Here is a 21,730-nt window from a genome sequence, read left to right on the forward strand (position 1 = left end):
ACGCCAAGCACCCATCGCGCCGATGGACCCTGCGCTTTCCCGTAGCCACTACCGTTACCGAAGCTCACGATCCCCCTCCTGTCGCAATCCACGTCCGAACGCTGCCTGCCAGTGCAGCCCGAGCCCTTCCAGCCGACCTCGATGCCCGAGACTACCAGAGAGCCTCTCGCCGCCGGCGCCCTCGGGCCAGTCACCCGGTAGCCGATGCCGCGCTCTCGATTCCGGCCTGGATTCACCATTTGCGTATGCACAGTGTACAGCGTATCATTACGTATACGCAACGCGCAAGGACCATTCGATGGCCGACCAGGCGAAAGAGCTCGAACGGGCGTTCCGGGCACTTAAGCAGGCACTCAAGGCCGCGAACATCGAGGCGCTGGAGCAGGACGCATTCGGCACCAGCCGGGAGCTGACCGGGATCATGGAACAGCTCGCCCGACTGCAGGCGCACGCGGTGTCCTTGTACACCGGTGCGCCGGCCCTCGCGCCGACCGCCCCCGCGCCTGCGCTGTCCGAGGACGCGACCTATCCGCGTTTCTTCCGCACCGGCTCGACACTCTACAAGGAGGGCCTTCGGCAGGATGGCGAATCCATCTACGTCCAGAAGGTCGATCGAAGCGCCTTCGAGGAGATCTTCCGGTCGATCACCGGGCAGAACCGCAGATTCAAGCCGGCGAAACTGATCAAGGAAGGGGCACACCCCAGCTACCAGGTCTACATCCTGCTGAACGTGATGCAGGAGGCGGGACTGGTCGAGAACCCGGAACGCGGTGTCTACCGGCTGACCCCGCAGGCGAAACAATACGATCCTCCTGGTTTCTGGAAGGCGATCGAGGAGCGGACAGCGCACTGAGCTGCCGGAGGGGAGCACGCCAAAGGTGATCGTTCGTTTGTGACGTGTCACAAAGCCATCGCGCATCGCACCCTGGCTTGCCGGCTTGCCGGCTTGCGCAGGCTCTTCCCGGTTGGTCCCTGTGCAAGGCACGCGAGGCTGGCCCGATCCGGCATCCGGGCACTCGAAACCGGTCATCGACAACGACAGGACCCGCAGAAGAGCGACCGGCAGGACCCTTGCGGAAGTCGATTCCGCGACGCGGGATCCGGAATGCGAATTCCTCTTCCTTACCACGAGCGTCGGGCCGCATTCCTGTCGACGACCACAAAGCGACAGGAACCGTCCGGGGCATGTGCAGAATGAAGGGCTGACGTGCCGTGGGGCGGCGCGAAAGCAATGACATCGGGAGGACGACATCATGACCACACGACTGCTCGCCGTCGGCGACATGCATCTGGGCCGCAGACCGTCGCGGCTGCCGGACGAACTGGCGCGCGATGGCGCTGCCTACGGCTCCGCCGAAGCCTGGGAACGGATCGTGCGCCACGCGATCGACCTCGGCGTCGACGCCGTGGCGCTGGCCGGCGACCTGGTCGACCGGGACGACGACTTCTTCGAGGCCTATCGACTGCTGAAGGATGGCATCGCGCGGCTGGGCCGCCACGGCATCCGCGTCGTCGGCGTCGCCGGCAATCACGACGTAGAGGTGCTGCCACGCCTGGTCGAGGAGCTGCCCGATTTCCATCTTCTCGGCGAGGGCGGCGAGTGGGCGAGGCTTGACGTGGGCGAAGGACTGACCCTGCACGGCTGGTCGTTCCCGACCCGACGGGTCGATCGGTCTCCGCTGGCCGGACACGCCTTCGACCGCGGCCCCGGGGTGAACCTGGGCCTGCTGCACTGCGACCGGGACGTGCGCGACTCGCGCTATGCGCCGGTCTCCTCGGCCGAACTCGATGCGGCCGGCCTGGACGGCTGGCTGCTCGGCCACATCCACGTGCCGGATGCGCTGACCGCGCAACGACCCAGCGGCTATCTCGGCTCCATCACCGGCATGCACCCCGGCGAGCACGGCGCGCGAGGCCCGTGGCTGATCCGTGTCTCGGGCGGGCGAATCGAGTCGGTCGAACAGCAGCGCCTGGCGCCCCTGCACTGGGCACGGATGACGCTGGACCTGACCGGTATCGAACGGGCCGAGGACGTGGAGAACCGCCTGCTGCGTGAACTGGAGTTGCTGGATGACGCCCTCGACGGCCACTTGATGCCGCCCGAAGCGCTCGGCATCCGACTGCGTCTGACCGGCAGCACCGACCGGACCAACGACGTGGCCGCCCACCTGGAGGAACTCGAGAAGCGCAACGTGTCGGGCCACGGCACCCGATTCGCGTTCATCGAGAAATTCGAGCTCCACACGAAACCCGAGCGCGACCTGCATCGCCTGGCCGAGGAGACGAACCACATCGGCCTGCTCGCCCGGCGGCTGCTGGCGCTCGATGGTGCGCCCGGGAATGACGCCCGACGCGAACTGATCGAACGGGCCCGGGATCGACTGCGCGGTACGACCGAGGAATCCCGATGGCGCAAGCTGGAATCGCCACCCCTGGACGACGAGGCGATCGCCGACCGGTTGCGTGGCTCCGCTTCCCGTCTGCTGGAGCGTCTGATCGAGCAGCAGAACAAGGAGGTGACGCAATGAAACTGGCCCGCATCGACATCCGCAGCATGCCCGGCATCGGCCGGGGCTTCTCCATCGACGAGTTCGACGCCTGCACCAACTTCATCACCGGCCCGAACGGCATCGGCAAGAGCAGCGTCATCCGGGCCCTGCGCTATCTGCTGAACCCCGGCAAGGGCGACCCGCGAGATATTTCGCTGACCGCTGAATTCCACGACGGCGGATCGATCTGGACGGTCCACCGCAATGGAAGCAGCCCACCTGCGTGGGAGCGCGACGGACGGCCCGCCGAGCCGCCGCCACTGCCGATCGATGCGATCGCCAGCCACCTCATCGGCGTCGAGGACCTGATGAAGGTACAGGGCACCGACGAGCAGCGACTCGCGGCGGCGCTGCTTCGCGAACTGCAGGGCGGATTCGATCTCGAAGCGCTCCGGAACGAGCAGGAGCGGCAATCGAAGGTCGGAACTGCCCAGAACCGCGCGCTGGAAGCTGCCGAGACGCAGCTCAGGGATGTCGAGCGCGAGCAGGCGCAGATCTTCAGGGACCAGCAACGGCTGCCGGAGCTCGAAGAAGGGATCCGAGACGCCGAGGGTGCTGCCCGCGATACCGATCGGCTCCGCCAGGCCCGCGAACTCCTCGTCGCGCGTCGCGAACTGACCGGCCTCGAAGAGCGGCGCCAGCGCCTCCCCGAAGGCATGGACCGGCTGCGGGGCCACGAACTCACTCGACTGGACGAACTGGACGAGCGCCTGCGCCGCATCGCCGACGAGCAGCGCGAGCGGGAACGAACGCTTCAGGACGCGCGGCAGGCCCTCGCATCGACGGATCTCGAAGACGAGCGCCCCGGAGCCGAAGAACTGGACCTGACGCAGGAACGACTGAGGCAGCTCGGGAACCTGGAAGAGAAGCTGACCGAGCAGCGGGCCACCGTCACCGAGGCCCGGACCCGCAGCCGGAGCGCGCGCGAACGCCTCGGTTCGAGGACCGACGAAGCGGCAGCGCTGCCCCGGATCGACGAGGACAGCGTCTCGAAGGCGCGCGAACTGGTCGGCCGCATCGACAGCGCCGAGCGGCGCCGCAGCGAGTACGAGAGCCTGCTTCGGGAGCGGACCGAGGAGACCGCGGGCGCCGACGCAGATTCACTGGTTCGCGGCACCACGCTGCTGCGCGACTGGCTCGCCGCACCCGTAGCGGGCAGCGTGGCCGGGAACCGCCCGCCCTGGCTCGGAATCGGCATCGCGGTGCTCGGTGCGGCCGCTGCGGCAGCGCCGGGCCTGGGCGCACCCGGCTGGCTGGGCCTCGTCGGCGCGGGCCTGGTGGTGGTCGGCCTGGTGCTGGTCGGAATGACGCGCCCGCGCACGACCGCGAGCCCGGCCGACGCCGAGGCGGAAAAGTACCGTGCCCTGCAACTGCCGCAGCCCGAGCGCTGGGACCGCGACTCGGTGCGACAACTGCTGGCCGACCTCGACCGCAGGCTCGCCGCGCGGAAGGTCGAGGACGAACGCGGGCAGCGACGCGAAGGCTGGCGTAAGGAAATGGAACGCGCGGAGCGCGAACTCGGAGCACTGGAAACCCAGCGAGAGGCCCTGGCGACCGAACTCGGATTCGACCCCGCTCTGCTGCGCGAGCACGGCGACTTCCTGGGGCGCCTGCACGCCTGGCAGCAGGCCGTCGATTCGAAGAACGTGGCCGAAGCACGGGCCGAAGCACTGGAGCGCGAGCACACTGGGACGCGAGAACTCGTCACCGACTTCCTCGCCGGCCGACCGGGTGTACCGGAGACGCTGCCGACGCGTCATGACGAACTGACCGCCGTGTTCGAGGAACTGCGCGAGCGCTGCCGTCGGGCCGAGGAGGCGCAACGGACCATCGACAGCACCCGCCGGGAACTGAAGGGTCTGCGCGAACGCGCCGAAACCGAAGCACGGAGCCGCGCGGCCGTGTATCGCGATGCCGGGCTGGAGGACGGTCAGCGCCGCGAGCTGGAGGAGCGCATGGAGCGGCTCGACGACTGGCAGGCGCTCGACCGGGACCTCGACGGCGCCCGGCGCATCGTCGACGATCGGCGCGCGAAGCTCCAGGATCATCCCGAGCTGATCGAGATGGCGGAACGTGGTGCACTGGAAGACCTCGAGCGCCGTCTCGAGGACGCGGTGCGAAAGAGCGAGGGACTGGAAGGACTGAAGGATGAGCGGGCCCGGATCCAGGAACGGGTCCGAGTCGCGGAATCCCGGCACGATCGCGAGTCCGCGCTGGCCGAGGTCCGCGCCCGTCAGGAAGAGCTCGAAGACGTGCGCGAACGTGTTCTGGACGCGGATACCTGGCACTTCCTGATCGAACAGATCGAGGACGAGTACCGTTCCGAGAAGGAACCCCCGGTGCTCGAAGCCGCCCGCGACCACTTCCGCCGGTTCACCCACGGCCAGTGGGAGCTCGACCTCGACAAGGACGGCGACGATGCCTTCCGGGCGCGCGACACCGTGCAGGAGAAGTGGCGCCGCCCCGCGGAACTGTCCACCGCCACGCGCATGCAGCTGCTGCTGGCGCTGCGCATGGCGCATGCGCAGGTATCCGAGGGCCGGAGCACCGAGGACGGGCATGGCGCAGCGCTGCCCCTGCTGATCGACGAAGCGCTGACCACCAGCGACCACGAACGGGCCGGCGTCATCCTGCGCAACTTCGACCAGCTGGCCGCCGAAGGCCGCCAGATCATCTACCTGGCCGCCGGCGATCACGAGCACCGCCTGTGGGCACACGCCACCGGCCACGCGCCGAAGCGCATCGACCTGGGCGAGATCCGGGGACGGACGGATCGGTCCGCTTCGCCGGACTTCGAACCGCCTGCGAAGCGGGAGATTCCGGAACCCGGCGATCGCTCCCCGGCCGACTACGCGAAGGCGCTCGACGTGCCGGCGATCGACCCGGGGGCCGAGCCCGGCGGAATCCACGCCTTCCACCTGCTGCACGACGAACTGCAACTGCTGCACGCACTGATGCAGGACTGGCGCATCGACAAACTGGGCCAGCTGGAATCCCTGCTGGAATCCGCCGCAGCCGCACGCGCGATCCCGGACGGCGATCTGCGCGAAACCCTGCGCGAGCGCTGCCGGATCACCCGGGACTGGGTGGACGCCTGGCGCGTCGGGCGGGGCCGGTCCGTCACCCGTGAGACGCTCGAGCTGGCGAAGGAAGCCGGCGCCCTGTCCGACAGGAACATCGAGGGCGTCGCTCACTGCGCGGAAGAGTGCGGCTGGAACGCCCAAGCCCTGCTCGAACGGCTGGAAGAGCCGTTCGACTGGGACGCGGACACCCATCGTCGATTGAATGCCCCCAAACGCAAGGAACTCGCCGAACTCCTTCGCGAGCAGGGCTACGTCGACGACCGCGAGCCGCTGACCGCCGATGCCCGACGCCAGCGCGTGCTGCTCCGGCTCGATCGGAACACGCCCGTGGCGAGCGCGCAGGCACAGGTGGATTGGTTGGAGGGTGCAAGCCACAACCATGTTCGCCCACCAGCCTGATGCAGGGGGGGGGCGGCTTCGATCGGACGAGAAATCGACGGTGACGCCAACGCAATTCTGGAAAAACCGCACTGCTCCGCGCTACCATGCAGCGGGGAATGGCACCCTCGTCCGGAAACAAGGTGAGTAGCGAAGGGGAAGGCAATGTCGGATTTCAGGCTTCCTGAATGGCAGGAGCTTTCGCGGGACGAGCAGATCCCGATCATCAACCTGCCCACGGACAAGACCTACTTCGTCCGTGGCGGACCCGGAACGGGAAAGAGCATCCTCGCGATCCACCGCGTGGCAAGGCTTCGCGATCTCGAACCCGACACGCCGGTCAAGCTGCTGGTCTACAACAAGCCGTTGCAGCTCCATCTCGATGACGCGCTGAATGCTGTCGGCCTTGGCTCGGGAACCGCTCAGACCTGTCACTCATGGCTCTGGCACATGACCCGATTCAAACCGCCCTCGAATGTCTGGAACTACGATTGGAAGCGGGTCCGCGAAATCATCGACAAGAAGGCCAACGGAAACAAGATCATCGGGCACCTCATCATCGACGAGTGCCAGGATGTGCCCGCTCCCCTGCTGGAAATACTCGCGACCTGTTCCGAGAACGCGACCATTTTCGTGGATGACAAACAGGCCATCAGTGCATCGGCGAGGGAGCATGGACTCTGTCAACTTGCAGAGATCCGTACGATCTTCGATCAGGGGCCGAACCGGACGTTCGATCTCAGTCGCAACTTCCGCAACAGCCAGCCGATTCTCGACGCGGCACACGCACTCCGACCTCCGCAGACCTACGAGATACCCGACAACGCGATTCGAAAGGAGGGTCCGAAACCTTCGCTACGACGAGCGGACATCGATGAGGTCGTCGAGCGGGTCGAGACCTATCATGCGAACAATCCGGCAGACAGGATCGCGATCGCTGTTCCTCGGAGTCGTTCGCGCGCACTTCTCGGCAAGCTCGAGGCCTCGGAAGTGCCGACGCAGTTCTACAGCAACAAGAACGCCAACGATGGCACCTACAGCGCGACAGCCAAAGGGGCAACCGTACTTGCCCACGACATGATGAAGGGCCTCGAGTTCGACGCGGTCTTCATGCCGTTTCTCGAAACGCCGGAGCTTCATGCGGAAACCGACCCGGAACTGGTGGAGACCAACCAGAATCTCGTCTATGTCGTTGCCACGCGAGCACGAAGCTACCTGGAGTTTTCGCATTCGGAAGATCTTCCGACTTCATGGCTGACCCGAGCGCTCGAAAGAGCGTGCTCCGAGGGGCAGATACGCCGAGCTTCCGACTGAAGCGACTTTGTGGACCAACCCGGAATACAAGATGACCCTGATTACCGCCTGGCTGGAGATCGACACCAACAGACTTTCGGACTGCATCGTCGCGATGGTCTTTTCGGTCGATCCATCCTGCCGATCCTGGTCGAGGCTCGTCCTCGACGATACGGCTTCACCCGGAGACGCTCCCCCACTCGCCCATTCTTCGGAAAGCACCGCGATCGTCCGTTTCCAACTACCCGGCGACATGGAGTGCGCGCTGGGCGATACGCTTCGACAGGTCGACTCGGTCGGCAACGCCGTCGGTTCGGCGAAGCCGGAACCATCAAGCAACAGACCCCTTGTGACCGTCGCCGTTCCGTGTCTCCCTGCGGCATTTGCCAACGAGATCCACTTCTGTAACGAAAGGAGCGAGAAAGAGTTTCAAAGCACCCTGAGGCGCCTTCTCCCCGGCCGTGGCGAGTGGATCCGAACGCGCTCTTCGAGCGATGCCGGAAATGACGTTCCAGGCCCGGGTCCAGGTTCCACTTCCCTGCCCCCAGGCACGAGGGATCGAGCAGCGGAGAAACACGAAAGGCTTGCTGCTGCTGCCGCGACGACCGCTCTCCTCGCCAGAACCGAGATCGGTGATGCGCGGACCGTCACCTTCGACATCGGCAGCGTCGCGCTTCTGAGACAGCTCGTTTCCGGCGATCCTTCGGTCCCCAAGCGGAAGCTGCTGGAAGCCGATGCAAAAGAACTCCTCAAACAGTTGCTGGCTGCTGCGAGGAAGCAGGATCTGAAGCCGGGCACAGCGCCGAGGGTGCTGCCGCCGGAAACATCGTTCGGACTGCAGGTTGCCGGGGCGCTCGAAGCCGAGCTGCGCGCAGTGGATCAGCCCGATGGTGCCCAGGCGGCCTTGCTCCCGGCGGACTCGAACAACAGCCGATCAGAGCCCGAATCCGTCGATCAGGCCCTGTTCACCCATATCTTCAAGAGCCTGGTCGACTCGGCGGAATTCCCCTCGACGGCCCGCTTGCTTGAAACCATCCGGTCAGCGGAACAGAGTCTTGCGGCTACGACACTCGATCACCCCGAAGCACAGGGACAGGCGACCGAGGCTCTCTCGGTCATCCTGGAGAACATCGAAACTGCAGAGCAGCGCGTCGACCACTTCGCGGAGCACTTCCATGACTTCCCGGCACTGGTCGGTGTTGCCTACGCGTTCTGGGGATGGTCCAGCAACCCGCTCCAGAATTTCGAACAGCGGGTCCAGCTGCTGAAGGAGAAATCGCCCGGTGCTCATCAGGCCGCGCTAGCTCTTTTCGCGGCTGCCGCAGGCAGCAGCAGACTGCGGCCTGCCTACCTGCGGAGTCGACTCTGGATGGCAGTCTACCGATCGACCTGGACGCTCCTTCTTTCTCACAGGAACGAAGGGGATTCGAAGCGTGCTGGCAAGGCAAGATGGAACGTCACGCATGGAAACCTCGATCTGAAGGAAACCGGACCGGTGGTAGAAGTCAGGCTCGGCGAATTCGAGATTCCGCTCGGCCTGCAGATCATCGATCATCGGCTTGTCGTCAAGAAGAAGGCCGAGGTACTGCTTCGTGGTCCACACGCTGCGGCGAAGGCCGCAGATGCGATCCTCGCCGCCGTAGACGGTGTCCTGTCGGCGTTCACCCTCGACCTCAAGAAACTCGTCCGGAGGGATCTGACGATCGAGCTCGGCCGGAACGTAGTCGGCCGGATCTCCGGGTCCGCGATCACATTCGAGAATGTCGGAGAAAAGGAACTGACGACCGTTCTTCGCTGGGAGGACGCCGAACGGGCCGCAGAATTGCTATCCCGGGGAAAGGCACTGGATCGCATCCTCGAAGGCCTCCCGGACTCGGTGCTCGAGAATCTCGCTTCCGAATTGAACGATCTGGCGCCGAAAACCACCAACTGAGCGACAGGAATCATGGCGAGCGCAACCCCGGCCACGGCGATCGAAACGCTCGAACGACTTCGAGCCGGCGGGCACTGGAAAACCGCGTTCGAGACCGCGCGGGCAGCAGAAGAGGGTGCACGCCCGGAGGGATGGAATGACGCCTCTCTGATCGACGTCTATCAGGAGTGCCTGGTCAGGGGACTGACGTTCGATTCGGATCCGGTCACGTTCCTCGACGCCTGCAGGAGACTGTCCCGACTCCTGTTCCGTTACGGAAGGTCGCGAGAAGCGAGCAACTACCTCCTGCTCCTGCGCGATCTCTCTGCCGACAAGGCAAGCGTTCCGCCGTGGGCGTGGGCGTATTCCGCGAAACTGGCGTATCAGGAGGACCTCGACTACTGCATCCGTAAACCCCGCGAGGTCACCGAGCCGATCGAGAATGCGCTTTCAGCGAATCCCGAAAGCGCCCAGGCGTCAGCGGTGCTGGCCGATTTCATCAACACCGCGACCCGGCGCCTCTCGGAACAGGCCGATGGACGACTGGCCGAGAATCTTTCGGCCGAAGTCACCCGATTTCTCGATGGCCGACCCCTTCCCGACAGAGGGCGGATCGAGGAAGCGCTGGCTCGCCTCGATCGGCTCACCGACGGAATCGAGGGCCCTGCGGCAGAACCGGACATCGAGCCCGATCGGGACCGGACCGAAGCACGGGAATGGCAAGCAGAGGTCGACGCACTCGGGGAACGACTCGCCCGCGCAACCGAATCGGCCGACGAGCTCGAAGCGCGCAATACGACGCTCGAAAACGAGAATCAGGAGCTTCGCTTGCAGCTTCACATGCTGCGGGAACAGGCCGATCAGCGATCGACGTCGGTGGGCCGACTGACCGATCTGATCCTGCGTCTCGAGGATCGCCTGAAGGCACTGGAACACGACTGGAAATCTGCGCAGCAGAGCACGCCCGTCGAAACTCCGCCGGAGGAACCCGCTGCTCCGGAGCCATCGGGGGAGCTCCTGCCTCGACGCTCCCGCATCGTGGTCGTGGGCGAGTCGCGGGTCGCCGAGCCGCAATTGGCCGGCATCTGCAAGAGCCTGGGCATCGAGAAGGACCGGGTCGAGTTCCACCTTTCCTACAAGGCGTTCGACACACTCGATATCAACACCTTGCAGTACAACGATTCCGTAGCGGGCATCCTGATCGGGCCCGTTCCGCACAAGGTGCCGGGAATGGATGATCCCGCTCAGGCCCTGCTGACGAAGGAGGGCTTTCCGCCTACCGTGAAGATCCTGAACAGCAGCGGCGTGCTGAAGATCACGAAATCGTCCTTCCGGGAGTCTCTCCGCGGCCTGCTCACCCTGATCGCATCGGTGGAGCCCGGTGGCAACTGACCGGGAACAGCCCGTACCGAAGGTGACACAGGAATGAGCGGCCCCGACCAGGACCGGCCCGGGACCGAGCTCGCGGCGACGCTGTTCGAACTCGATCCGCCAACCGCGTGGAGCAACGGTCGGGAGTTGCTGGACGCCCTGCTCCATGACTGTGCACGAGCATCGCGAGGCGAGCTCGCATCGATCGACAGCGACCGCCCGACCCTGGTCCTTCCCTCGTGGGGCCGAAAGGACCACCCGACGCTCGGACTCCATCGCCTGGTCGATCTCCGCTTTCGGGTCCTGTGGCCGGCAAGTGACTCACCCGGGCTCGAGGTCTGCGCCGGCAACCGCTTCATGCTGCACTCCGAGCGCGCCGGCACGGGTGCCGAACCGATATCGCCCGCGAAGATCCACGCGCGATTTCCCGAAGCAGCGCAGTGGCTGCGGAGTGCCAGCGACCTCTCCCTGACGACCCATCTGCACGCAGCTTCGGTCTGGTTCCGCGCGGCACGGGCTGCCGGATGGAATCCCGAACGCATTCCGCTGGAGCCGGTCGATCAGCCGGCCCTCGCGATTCGGAACGGCAAGGGTAGCAGTGCCCTGGAGGAACCCTTCAAGTCGATCGTCATCGGCCGCGTACCTCTCCGCAGCCCGAGCAGGGTCGATCTGACGATCGTCGGCCGAACCATGAACGGCCAGGCCTCGGCAGCGATCGAAGCGGCGTTCCGCAAGTGGTGGCCGGACCTTTCGATTTCGATCCGCAAGACCGAGATTCTCCGTGATCGCCTCATGGAACCGCCCGCGATCGGCGTGCTCATGATTCCGGACAACGAGGACATATACGACTCGCCCTGGATCGACTGGCTGCGGGCCAGCGAAGCTGCAGGGCATCGGTTCCGGATCGTGCGCGAATCGACCCTGCGGTCTTCGAGCGCATGCACCAACCTGGCCTTCGACCTGTTCATGCTCGCCGGCGGCATTCCGTGGACTGCTGCCGTGAGCGAACGGGACGGAGCGGTGCTGGGACTCGATGCCGGGCACGATCGAGACCGACGACGTTCCCGCTGGGTGTGTTCACGAGTGGAAATCGACGAGAACGCGATCTCGTGCAGTATCGTCGGCACCGAGCTCGCTGAACATCTGCCGGGGAGCGCCATCGACAGGCTGCTGCCCGAGGACCGCGCTCGGCGAGCGCTGACCGTATTCCGCGATGGTCGCTTCCATACCGAGAGCCGCCAGGAGATCTCGCCCAACGGCATGACCGTATCGGTCGTCAAGCATCCACGGGCCGTGCTCTACCGGAACCGCGACGGAAAGCTGCATCCGGCACGATTCGGTGATGCCCTGATCTATCCGGACAGCCGGTTACTGCTGCAGACCAGCAGCAACAGGGATACCGTCTCCGGCTGGAAGATGCCGATCCGGATCGGCGTGAACGATCCGAACCTGATATCGAGGGCGACCTCGCTCACTACCCTTCTGTGCCGGCAACCTGCGCTGGGCGTGTTCCACCAACCCCGACTGCCTGCGCCCGTCTACTGGGCCGATCTGATCTCGAAGACCACGGCCGATGGCTGGCCCAAGGTGGTCGGGCGTGGCCTGGGCCTCGAATCGATCATTCCCGAGCGCAAGTAGCCATATCCGGGCTTCCGTAAGCGCCACCGCACCTTCACCGTTTATCATCGGACCTTGGACCTCAGAGAATCGGGCATAGGGGCCATCCATGGGGGCACGGCAGTTCCTCGAAGAAATCCAGCTGAGACCGGCTCAGACCGAGATCGGCGCATTCGAACCGATCGGGCTGGCGCTGGGCAACGGCAAGCAGGCACTGGAAGTGCTGGTCGTCCGGGCCGGCACCGTTCCGGCTGCGGGCGCGATCCGAAAGGTCTGGGCCGAGCGGAACGGCGGGCGGGCGGCCCCGCTGCTGGTGGCCGTGCTGGTCGAGGACCGATGCATCCTCTGCGGCCCGGGCGGCGACAATCCGCCTGTCTCGCCGCTGCTGGATGCTGCCCAGGCCGAGCGGATCTGCCTGGCCGCGCTCGAAGCCCCGGACCGCCACGCGGCCCGGCGACTGCTGCAGGAGCTGCTGCCGACGCTCGAACAGGACGTGCCGGGACTTAGGAACGCCGGACTGTTCGCCACCCATGAGCTGTTCCACGGTGCACGTGCGCTACCCGAGTGGGAAACGGCCGAAACGAAGGCCCGCGGGATCCGGGGCCGGCCGGAAGGTGCCGCGCTGCTTCAGGCGTTGGACTTCGAGCTCGAGCACACCGACCGATTGATCAATTTCCTGTATGCACGCGGCAAGCGGCGGGCCGCCGCGGTGGTCCTGAACGCCTCGGAAGCCCCGGAAGCCGACCTCGATCGGTTCTCGGGCCAGTCGCCCGTGGCCTATGCGCTCCACATCGCCGACCGCGAGGGGCTTCCGTACGTCATCGTCACCCAGAAGGGCCGCTTGCGCCTCTATCCGACCGCCATCGACGCGGGCGTCGGGCGGCGCGGGCGGACCGAGACCTTCGTCGAGCTGAACACGGACGTCCTGTCCGAGGAGCTGGCCGCCTATCTCTGGCTGCTGTTCTCGGCCGACGCGCTGTGCGAGGGCGGCACGATCGAGCGGCTGCTGGCCGATTCCGAGCGCTATGCGGGTGATCTGGCCGAGAACCTGCGCGAGCGGGTCTATCACAAGGTGGTGCCTGCGCTGGCCGAGGCGTTGATCGCCGCGCGCGATCTCCAGGAGCCGACCGAACGCGAGCTGGACGAGACCTACCGCATGACCATGCTGGTCCTGTTCCGGCTGCTGTTCATCGGCTACGCCGAGGACAAGGACCTGCTGCCCTACCGCTGGAACGAAGCCTACCGTGCCCGCTCGCTGACCCAGAAGGCCCTCGAACTGCTGGCCCAGCACGAGGAAGGCACGGCCTTCGACGACGACGATTCGCTGTGGCAGGAAACGATGCGGATCTTCCATGCGATCGACCGCGGCCGGACCGAATGGGGTATCCCGGTCTACAACGGCGGCCTGTTCACGTCCGATGTAGCGATCTCCCCGATCGGCCATGCGCTCGAGTCGATCGCGTTGCCGAACACGGCCTTCGGCCCGGTACTGCGCGACCTGCTGCTGATGGACACGGCCGAAGGCCTCGGCCCGGTCGACTTCCGTAGCCTGGGCGTGCGCGAGTTCGGGACGATCTACGAGGGCCTGCTCGAAAGCGAGCTGGCCGCCGCGCCCGAGGACCTCGCCGTCGACAAGGACGGCAGCTACCGGCCGGCGAAGAAGAAGGACGCCGTCGTCGTGGCTCGCGGCGAGGTCTTCCTGCACCGCTCCGGACAGCGCAAGTCGACGGGCAGCTATTTCACGCCCTCCTACATCGTCGACCACCTGCTGGATATGGCGCTGGAGCCGGCCCTGCGCGACCACCTCGCGCGGCTGGAGGCGCTGGACGACGACGAGGCCGCCCGCGCGCTGTTCGACTTCCGCATCACCGACATCGCCTGCGGCTCGGGCCACTTCCTGATCGGCGCGATCGACCGCATCGAGCGTGCCTTCTCGGGCTTCCTCGCCGAGCGCAACCTGGCCGCCGTCCGCAAGGAGCTGGCCGACCTGGCCGGCTCCGCAAGGCGCCAGCTCGGTCGGCTCGAGGACGAGATGCCGATCGAGGACGGCCAACTGCTCCGCCGCCTGATCGCCCGGCGCTGCATCTACGGCGTCGACATGAATCCGGTCGCGGTCCAGCTGGCCCGGCTGGCGGTCTGGGTCCACACCTTCGTGCCGGGCCTGCCACTTTCGCTGCTCGATCACAACCTGGTCTGCGGCAATTCGCTGGTCGGCATCGGCGACGTCGGCGAGATCGAGGACGCACTGGCCGGCGACGAGGCCGACCTGTTCTCGATCTCGACCCGCGAGCTGGTGGGTGATGCGATGGAATCGCTCGAACGCCTCGGACGCATCGCCGATGCCTCCGCGACCGAACTGGACAGCGCCCGCGACGCCCACGAGGCAGCCCGCAACGCGATCCTGCCGGCGAAGCACCTCTGCGATCTGGTCACCGCGACCCGGCTGGAGGGCGAGGACTTCGCGCTGCCCCCCGGTTCCTGGACCCAGGTCCGCGAGGAGATGGAAAAGCTGGCCTCGGAATACGCTTCCGTGGCTCGACTGTCCCGAATGAACCCGCTGCATTTTCCCGTGGCCTTCCCGGAGGTCTTCCTGCGCGAGCGACCGGGCTTCGACGTGATCCTCGGCAATCCGCCCTGGGAAGAGGCGACGGTCGAGGAAGACGCCTTCTGGGCCCGGCACCGGCCCGGACTGCGCGGATTGAAGCAGAGGGAGCAGGAGGAATTGAAGAAGGACCTCCAGCGCACCCGGCCCGATCTGGCGAAGCAGTTCGAAGCAGAGAAGCAGCAGGCAGAAACCCTTCGCAAGGCGCTGATGGCCGGCCCCTACCCGGGCATGGGTACCGGTGATCCGGATCTGTACAAGGCCTTCTGCTGGCGCTTCTGGGGCCTGCTGGCCGAGGGTGGCCGTTTCGGCGTGGTGTTGCCGCGCTCGGCGCTGATCGCCAAGGGGTCGACGGAGTTCCGGCAGCGGCTGTTCTCCAGCGGCGGATCGGTCGAGATCACGATGCTGCTGAACAATCGTCAGTGGGTGTTCTCAGAGGTCCACCCCCAGTACACCATCGGTCTCTGTGCCTTCCGAAAGGCTCCCGGTGAGACCACCTCGATCGAACTGCGCGGGCCGTTCCATTCGCGGGATCGCTTCGAGCGCTTCGGCGGCTTCGAGGGCGAGCGCTTCGACTTCGACGAGATCGGCCGGATGTCGGCCTCCTGTGCGCTGCCGTTGCTTCCCGACGCCCGCTCGCATGGGCTGCCCGCCGACCGCTCGCGCCGGATCATGAGCCGGATGAGCGAGCACCCGGCGCTCGGCGACGAAGACGCCGGCGACTGGTCGATCCGGCTGGCGACGGAGTTCCACGCCACCAACGACAAGAAGCACTTCGACATGAAATCCGTCGACTGCCCGGACGGCTTCTGGCCGGTCTACAAGGGCGCGTCGTTCGACCTGTGGACGCCGGATACCGGGACGTACTATGGCTGGGCGGATCCGGAGCACGTGGTTCCGGTGCTGGAGCAGAAGCGGGCGCGTGCCTCCAGAAATTCTCGCTCGGCCTTCAATGAAATGCCCGAGGACTGGATCAACGACAAAAGCACCCTGCCCTGCCTGCATCCGCGGATCGCTTTTCGGGACATCACGAACCGCACGAATACGAGAACCTGCGTAGCCGCACTTCTTCCGCCTGACGTGGTCTGCGTCAATGCGGCGCCATATCTTCTCTGGCCCCGCGGGTCACAAACCGACGAGGCCTTCCTGCTGGGAGTCATGTCTTCCCTGCCATTCGACTGGTACGCTCGCCGATTCGTCGAAACGCATCTGAACTATCACGTCCTCTACCCGTTGCCGGTACCGCGCCCTGCGCAGGACGATCCGCTGCGCCTTGGGATGATCCGCACCGCTGGCCGCCTGGCCGCCGTCGACGAACGCTACGCGGACTGGGCGTCGGCCATCGGCGTTGAATTCGGCCCACTCGACGAGGCCGAACGCGAGCGGCTGATCCATCGGGTCGACGCGCTGTCGGCCCGGCTCTACGGACTGGACCCCGAACTGATCGAACACCTGTTCGCGACCTTCCACGAAGGCTGGGATCATCGACCCCGGCTGGAGGCCGTCCTCGCGCAGTACCACGAACTCGAATCGGAGTCGGCTCGATGAACGACGCCCTGCAACTCGATCTCGCCGCGCGACCGGCCTTCGTCGACAACCGCGACGGCAATACTCTGGCCGACGCTCTGACGCGGCATCTCGCCGCGGCCCGCCAGCTGGACGGCGCTGCACCGGAGCTGTGCATCGCTTCGACCTTCTTCAACCTCGGCGGCTTCGCCTCGGTGGACGCGGCACTGAAGGGCATGGAAGCGGTCCGCCTGCTGCTCGGCGCCGAGCCGATGCCCGAATCGCACCGGCCTGCCGACCAGACCGAGCGCGAGGCGCTGCAGCACGCCCTCGACGATCTCGACGAAGGTCTGAAGCGGCACCGGGACCTGCTGCCCTTCGATCGACTGACCACCGACCGGGTGCGCCGCCTGCTCGAGTTCCTCGCGCGGGACAGCGTCCGCGTCCGGCTGCTGGACCGGGGTTTCATGCACGCCAAGATGTGGCACCTGCGCAGCCCGCACGGCGGCCTGGTCGTCGGCTCGTCGAACTTCACCGCCGGCGGCATGAAGCGGAATCTGGAGCTGAACCTCGGCCACGGCGACCCGGCGATCGTCAACCGCGTCGCCGACTGGTACGACGAGCTCTGGGCGCAGGCCACCGACTTCGATATCGCCGCCTACTACGCCCCACTGTTGGACTTCCACGCGCCCTGGCTGGTGTTCATGCGGGTACTCTACGAGCTCTACGGCGCCGAACTCGAGGCCGAAGCGCAGGAAGGCGGCATTCCGCTGCTGCAGTTCCAGAAGCACGGCGTGCAGCGCGCGATCCGTCTGCTGGAGCGCTACCACGGCGTGCTGGTCGCCGACGGCGTCGGCCTCGGCAAGACCTACACGGCGGGCGAGCTGATGTCGCGCTACGTCCGCAATCGCCAGCGAGTGCTGCTGGTCGCGCCGGCCGCACTGCGCGACTCGACCTGGAAGAAGTTCCTGTCGAAACACCAGCTGTTCGCCGAATGCGTGTCCTACGAAGAGCTCGGCCGCGATCGCCAGCTGGGCGGCGACGAGGTCAAACTCGACCGGCCGATCGACGAGTACGCGCTCGTGGTGGTCGACGAGGCCCACGCCTATCGCAACCCGTCCGCACCCACCCGCGCCGGTGTGCTGCGCCGTCTGTTGCAGGGCCCGCGCCGCGATCTCGTACTGCTGACCGCGACTCCGGTCAACAACTCGCTGTGGGACCTGTTCCACCTGCTGCGCTTCTTCCTGAAGCAGGACGCCGCGCTGGCCGATCAGGGCATCCTGTCGCTGAGCGAGCGGTTCAAGGAAGCGATGAAGGAGGATCCGTTCGATCTCAACCCCGACCTGCTGTTCCCGATCATCGATGCCGTCACGGTCAAGCGCACGCGCCACTTCATCGCGAAGCACTACCGCGACGACATGATCGAGGACAGCGAGGGCAACCTCCAGCCGATCCGCTTTCCGAAGCCGGTCGCGCGCTCCATCGATTACGACCTGGAAGCCCTCCTGCCGGGCTATCTCGACCGCATCGAGGCCGTGCTGGCGCCGGATTCCGGCAGCGACGGCCTGCGGCTGGCCCGCTACAAGGCCGAGAAGTACCCGGCGGGCAGCCGGCCCGATCCCGAGGACACGGCGCTGGTCGGCCTGCTGCGCTCCCAGCTGCTGAAGCGCTTCGAATCCTCGGTGCACGCGTTCCGGCTGAGCCTCGAGCGGATGATCGAGGAACACGAACGTTTCCTCGAAGCCCTCGCCGGCGGCACCGTCGCGACCAAGGAGCTGCTGCAGGAAATCTCGGCCGCCGACGATCAGGAGGACATCGAATCCCTGCTGGCCGACCATCCCGGCGGGCGCCCGGCGCGCGAATTCAACGTCGAAGAACTGCGCAAGGACGTCGACCACGACCTGGGCCTGCTGCGCGAACTGCTGGACCCATTGCGCGCCGTCCGCGCCGAGGACGATCCGAAGCTTCATCGACTGGTGCAAGTACTCGACCGGATCGCGAAGGATGCGGAGCGCGACGGTCTGGACCCGGCTGCCGCTCGAACGAACCGCAAGGTGCTGCTGTTCTCCTACTACGAGGATACGGTGCACTGGGTCCGTCGTTTCCTGGAACGGCGGGCCGCGGAAGACGATCGGATGAAGATCTACGCCGATCGGATCGTTTCGGTGGCGGGCGACAGTTCGAGTCAGGGCGAGTCGCGCGAATCGGTCGTCGCCTCGTTCGCGCCACGTTCGATGGAGAACCCGGATCCCGAGGACGATCGCTTCGACCTGCTGCTGGCCACCGACGTGCTGGCCGAGGGCGTGAATCTCCAGCAGTGCCGGAACATCATCAATCTCGACCTGCCGTGGAATCCGATGCGACTGGTCCAGCGCCATGGTCGCGTCGACCGGATCAACAGCCCGCACGAGCGGGTTTTCCTCCACACCTTCTTCCCCGACAGGCAGCTCGATCGCCTGCTCCGGCTCGAGGAGCGGGTCCGCCACAAGCTGGCCCAGGCGGCCGCCTCGGTCGGGCTGGACGAGGCACCCATCGCGGATGCGGAGGGCGCGGCTCGATCGTTCACCGAAACCCGTGAAGAGATCGAACGCCTGCACGAGGAAAGTGCCGAGCTGTACGAACGAGGCGGCACCGAGTCAGCAGCCCAGTCCGGTGAGGAATATCGAGAACAGCTCCGCCGCGCACTTTCACGGCGTCGCCGCGAGATCGTCGAACTGCCCTGGAAGGCCGGCTCGATCATCCGGAGCGATGGCGAGAGCGGACACGTCTTCTGCGCCCGGGTCCGCGACCGGACCTATCTCCGCTTCGTCCCGTTGGACCCGGATGCGCCTGTCGATGACGAGATCGGCAGTTGCCTGCGACGCTTCGAGTGCGAGGAGAACGCCGAGCACCTCATGGACGGTGAGCTGATCGACACCGCCTTCGACGCCTGGGCCCGCGCAAGAAGCGATATCCACTCGGCCTGGATGCACGAGACCGACCCTGCAAATCTGCAGCCGAGACTCCGCCCGGTCAGCCGACGCATCGCGGAGCAGCTCTCGGAGCACCCGCCGACGAGGACTCCGGCAGAGCAACTCGAGCGCTGGATGGAATGCGCCGAATCACCGATTCCGCTGCGGGAAGAGCGCGTGCTGCGAGAAATCCTGGATCGAGAAGGGCTCGATGAGGAACAACGGTCGAAGCTCCTCGGCGAGGCGATGGACGAACTCGGACTCGAACCCTTCCATGCACCGGATCCGCTTGATCCCGTTCCGGAGGAAGAAGTGCGGCTCGTCTGTTGGCTCGGGCTTCGATCCAGTCCGACGTCGGATTGACCATGCTCCGGGACATGCTCCAACCCTTCTATTCCTACGGTATTCAAGTCCCGTTCCTGACGAAGCCGGAGAAATGGTTGCTGGCCGGCTGGTTCGGGGAGGAATCCTGGTCGGACGCTGGTCTTTCACGAATTCCACCCGGGTACGATCGATTCGTTCCGGTCTTCAGCTTGGATGCTTCAGGCGTCGAGCTTCCGCTCGCGCATTACGGTTCGACCGAAGCCATGGATCACGCAAGGATCCAGGAACTGATCCGGAAGTTCCGATCGGCAGTCAGACAGTCACTGTATCCCTTTTCTCGATCTGGTGCGATTCGACATCCGGGGCGAGCGAACGACCCGAATCGCTTCAGAGTTCTGCTTGAACGACCTCGAGCTGCCAGCCCGTATTGAATTCATCGAGCAGCTTATGCTGCCGGCGCTCCACGACTTCCGGCGTCCATTCCTCTTCATTCAGAACCTGCGTCGAAATCGCGTAGGAAGACACGCCCTTCCCCGTCGTGAAATAGCGCTTCTTCTTCTCGTCGAAATCGTAGTTCGATGCCTGGGCATTCTTCGCACGGGAGAGAAGCAGCAGATTCCCGAGCCGGTTGACCCAGAGCTCCCGCTGAGCGGGCATCCACGATCTCTTCCATTCGGCTTGAGCGCTCGGGTTCTGCGGAAGCACATGCTCGATGGTGGTGATCCGATGGTCATAGGTCGCTCCCGGGCCCGAGAGGAACGAATCGATGCGGAGCATGATGTACATCCGCAGTTTCGCCGGGTAGGTGTAGATCTCACCATCCAGAAGCTCGAGCGTTCTCTTCGCCTCGTCCGCACTCAGCTGAAGAGGCGATCCGGAATCAAGCAGGTTCTCACCGGCATCGAGCGCCTTCAGCACTTTTCCGAGCCGCTCGATCCTTGGAGTGACGTAGACGCCGCGAACGAACATCGATCCCGCGAGCCTTTCCAGGGCACGAAGTTGTCGCAGGAGCAGCTCCGGATCCGACCGGAACCGCCGCATGAACTCCATGGCGACGGGCACCCAGTCCACGTTGTTCAGTCGATCCATCAATGCCAGAAGGGAATTGATCTCAGCACTCTTCCCCGACCCCGTCCACGCCTGGCGACTGATGATGTCGAAGGCATCGGCATATGGAATCAGGGCGTCATCGACCAGATCCGAAGCGTTTTCGAAAGCAGCGACCACGTGTGCCCTGAACTCATCGAGAACGGAGCGACGTGCTTTCTCCTTCCTGTAGATCATTCTCACATGCGCGATCAATTCGTTGAGACCCTTACGCCCCAATGACTCCTCGATCGTCTCCCAGCGAGCCGTGTACTCCTCCTGGAGATCTGCGGGAATCCTGCCGATGAGCTCTGCCTTGAGAATGTCCGATGTTTCCAGATCGAGCCCCCGATCGTTCAGCACGGAGAAGATCCGGTAGGCCGATTCGACATGGTCCGTAGAGACGACGACCAGGTAGCAGTTCCGAACGATGAACTGTCCGAGCCGAAGCGCGTCGTCCTCCGTGAGCTCCCCCAGCCGATCGCGAAAATATCGGGTATTCAGTGCGATGTTCTTCCGCGGGTCCGTCAGGCCCTCCGGATCGAGTGAAAGCAATCGATCGAAACCACCCGGATCCTGAAGGTGCTGGCGGAAGAACCCGGCATCACGGCGCCGCAGGAAGAGCCGGGGCCTCGCTTCCAGGTTTTCCGCGATGTTACCGGGCTCGACGATATAGGCACGGAAATCGCTGATGCCGGCATGACGGAGCCGTTCATGAATTGCGGCAAACAGGATCGTGAGCGTCGTGATCCTCTGCTGACCGTCGACCACCTCGGCCCGGGTCGAATCGCCCTTGACGAGCACGATACTCCCGAGAAAGTACTTGTCCTCGCCGCCTGTATCCCGCATGAAACCCAGAAGATCCGAAAAGAGCTCTTCCGCCTGCTCTTCCGTCCAGGAGTAAGGACGCTGATAGTCCGGAATATGAAATTCGTAGTCGCTGCAGAGGACCTTTCCGATCCGCTTTTCCTTGGCTTCGATATTGCTCATCGCGAATCCTTTGATTTATCGACCAACCGCTGTGAACGAAGCATACTCTTCACAAGAAAAGGAAAAAG

The 21,730-nt window shown here is 65.2% G+C and carries 10 protein-coding genes; 9 read left to right on the forward strand and 1 reads right to left on the reverse strand.

Annotation, left to right across the window (positions count from 1 at the left end; translation table 11 throughout):
- Positions 1 to 298 precede the first annotated feature (298 nt).
- The 9 genes from HFP89_RS08080 to HFP89_RS08120 all read left to right on the forward strand — a co-directional run bounded on the left by HFP89_RS08080 (position 299) and on the right by HFP89_RS08120 (position 19,625).
- Positions 299 to 853: a hypothetical protein gene (locus tag HFP89_RS08080; protein WP_168717150.1), complete on the forward strand. Its 555-nt coding sequence runs from the start codon at positions 299 to 301 to the stop codon at positions 851 to 853.
- 400 nt (positions 854 to 1,253) lie between these two features.
- The gene (locus tag HFP89_RS08085) at positions 1,254 to 2,528 is read left to right on the forward strand and encodes a metallophosphoesterase (RefSeq protein WP_168717151.1); all 1,275 of its coding nucleotides are present in this window, start codon (positions 1,254 to 1,256) and stop codon (positions 2,526 to 2,528) included.
- Positions 2,525 to 6,031 carry a hypothetical protein gene (locus HFP89_RS08090; RefSeq protein ID WP_168717152.1) on the forward strand — a complete coding sequence of 1,169 codons (3,507 nt, stop codon included), beginning with the start codon at positions 2,525 to 2,527 and terminating at the stop codon, positions 6,029 to 6,031. Before HFP89_RS08085 ends, HFP89_RS08090 begins: the two co-directional genes overlap by 4 nt.
- Positions 6,032 to 6,175: 144 nt before the next feature.
- A complete protein-coding gene (locus HFP89_RS08095) occupies positions 6,176 to 7,324 on the forward strand; it encodes an AAA family ATPase (RefSeq protein ID WP_168717153.1) in 1,149 nt (382 codons plus the stop codon).
- A gap of 31 nt (positions 7,325 to 7,355) precedes the next feature.
- Positions 7,356 to 9,236, forward strand: a complete 1,881-nt coding sequence (locus HFP89_RS08100; protein ID WP_168717154.1) for a hypothetical protein — start codon at positions 7,356 to 7,358, stop codon at positions 9,234 to 9,236.
- Between the two features lie 12 nt (positions 9,237 to 9,248).
- Positions 9,249 to 10,607 (forward strand): hypothetical protein, encoded by a 1,359-nt coding sequence (locus HFP89_RS08105; RefSeq protein ID WP_168717155.1) that lies wholly within the window; start codon positions 9,249 to 9,251, stop codon positions 10,605 to 10,607.
- Positions 10,608 to 10,943: 336 nt separating this feature from the next.
- Positions 10,944 to 12,224, forward strand: coding sequence for a hypothetical protein (locus HFP89_RS08110; protein ID WP_168717156.1), 1,281 nt, complete (start codon positions 10,944 to 10,946; stop codon positions 12,222 to 12,224).
- Between the two features lie 88 nt (positions 12,225 to 12,312).
- Entirely contained in the window at positions 12,313 to 16,353 is a 4,041-nt protein-coding gene (locus tag HFP89_RS08115; protein ID WP_168717157.1) for a hypothetical protein, read from the forward strand.
- Complete coding sequence (locus tag HFP89_RS08120) at positions 16,350 to 19,625, forward strand: helicase-related protein (protein ID WP_168717158.1); 3,276 nt, start codon at positions 16,350 to 16,352, stop codon at positions 19,623 to 19,625. Before HFP89_RS08115 ends, HFP89_RS08120 begins: the two co-directional genes overlap by 4 nt.
- A 348-nt stretch (positions 19,626 to 19,973) precedes the next feature.
- Here HFP89_RS08120 and HFP89_RS08125 read toward each other — a convergent pair whose 3' ends face one another.
- Positions 19,974 to 21,662 (reverse strand): DUF262 domain-containing protein, encoded by a 1,689-nt coding sequence (locus HFP89_RS08125; protein ID WP_168717159.1) that lies wholly within the window; start codon positions 21,660 to 21,662, stop codon positions 19,974 to 19,976.
- Positions 21,663 to 21,730 lie beyond the last annotated feature (68 nt).

Origin of the sequence: Wenzhouxiangella sp. XN79A, assembly GCF_012272825.1 — a bacterium.
Classification (GTDB): Bacteria; Pseudomonadota; Gammaproteobacteria; order Xanthomonadales; family Wenzhouxiangellaceae.